This window comes from Staphylococcus sp. HMSC65H10 (assembly GCF_001839185.1).
Taxonomy (GTDB): Bacteria; Bacillota; Bacilli; order Staphylococcales; family Staphylococcaceae; genus Staphylococcus; species Staphylococcus simulans.
This window is the reverse complement of record NZ_KV840365.1, coordinates 1-1,403: the sequence shown is the minus strand read 5'-3', so window position 1 is coordinate 1,403 and position 1,403 is coordinate 1. Positions and strand designations below refer to the sequence as shown.

The 1,403-nt window shown below is 33.3% G+C and carries 3 protein-coding genes; all 3 read left to right on the top strand.

The genetic code is table 11. The annotated features are described in order from the left end of the window. Window positions 1–24 precede the first annotated feature (24 nt). The 3 genes from amaP (at window position 25) to HMPREF3270_RS08765 (ending at window position 1,399) form a co-directional block, all read left to right on the top strand. Window positions 25–573, top strand: a complete 549-nt coding sequence (gene amaP / locus HMPREF3270_RS08775) for an alkaline shock response membrane anchor protein AmaP (RefSeq protein WP_070867241.1) — start codon at window positions 25–27, stop codon at window positions 571–573. A gap of 15 nt (window positions 574–588) precedes the next feature. Then, the gene (locus HMPREF3270_RS08770; RefSeq protein WP_002479520.1) at window positions 589–828 is read left to right on the top strand and encodes a DUF2273 domain-containing protein; all 240 of its coding nucleotides are present in this window, start codon (window positions 589–591) and stop codon (window positions 826–828) included. A gap of 67 nt (window positions 829–895) precedes the next feature. Continuing rightward, the gene (locus HMPREF3270_RS08765; protein WP_070848567.1) at window positions 896–1,399 is read left to right on the top strand and encodes an Asp23/Gls24 family envelope stress response protein; all 504 of its coding nucleotides are present in this window, start codon (window positions 896–898) and stop codon (window positions 1,397–1,399) included. Window positions 1,400–1,403 lie beyond the last annotated feature (4 nt).

Sequence of the window (1,403 nt, the reverse complement as noted above, 5' to 3'; positions counted from 1 at the left end):
ATTGATATGAGGAGGTGCAGCACCGTGAGAAGATTGAAGAATTTTATCTTAGGATTAATCATTGTGGTGGTTGTCGGAATGTTAGTGTTTATGCTCGCTAAAGTACCGCAGATTCCACAAGTTGAAACTTACCAACAACAATTACTGACATTTGCATGGTTCTTACCAGTACTCTTTACGTTGGCTGGACTGTTAATTGTGTTAGGTATTATTTTGGTGTTCAGCTTATTTGCGCCGACACATCGCAAGCCGGGTCTTTATAAATTTTATAAAGATGGTCATATATATATTTCAAGAAAATCAATCGAGAAAGTTGTGTATGACACAATGGCTAATTACGAGCAGTTGATGCAACCGAATGTTGTTACGAAGTGCTACAGTAAAAAGAAAAAGTCGTACATAGATGTAAAAGCGGACTTCTTTTTACCAGATGATACTCATGCACGAACTTTAACAGAAAATGTCAGAACAGATATTAAGAAAAACGTAGAATATTTCACAGAAATTCCTGTAAGAAAATTAGAGGTTAATGTGAAAGAACAGAAAAGTCCATCAAGTCCAAGAGTACTATAAAGGAGGGAGACCCAGATGCCAAACGAAAATAATCAACAACCAAATGATTCAACACAACACGTGGTGAATTTTATTAAAAGTTATATTGGTAGAATTGTCGGATTTTTAGTGTTTTTAGTTATCGCAATCTTATTCCTAACACTCGGCTTTTGGAAAACCATCCTGATTATCGTGTTGTGTTTGATTGGAATAGGAATTGGGTATATTAAAGACCGTAAGCAACAATTTCTCAACTTTTTAAATCGATGGAGTTAATTTATAATTTGAAAATTAGTTTAAGGGTATAGACGAAATATAATATGTTTGAAAAGGAGAATGTACTATGGCAGTAGATAATACAAAAGCAAAACAAGCATATGATCAAGAAACTGGAGTGAATAAAGTGGAACAGCAACAACAAGAAAACCAACAAAACCAACAACCGAGATTCCAAAATAAATTAACATTTGCAGATGAAGTGATTGAAAAAATCTCAGGTATTGCTGCACGTGAAGTTAACGGTATCTTATCATTAAAAGGCAACTTTGTTGATAGTATCAGTAATCAATTCTCTAATACTGAAAATGTGACACAAGGTGTTTCAGTAGAAGTAGGAGAAAAACAAACTGCAGTAGACTTAAAAGTAGTTTTAGAATATGGTGAATCAGCACCAAAAATCTTCAATAAAGTGACAGACTTAATTAAAGAACAAGTAAAATATATGACTGGTCTTCAAGTAGTTGAAGTAAACATGCGTGTTGAAGATGTTATGACTCGTAAAGAGTTTGAACAAAAACAAAAAAATAATCAAGAGCAACAAAAGAACCAAGATAAAGGTTTACAATAATTCA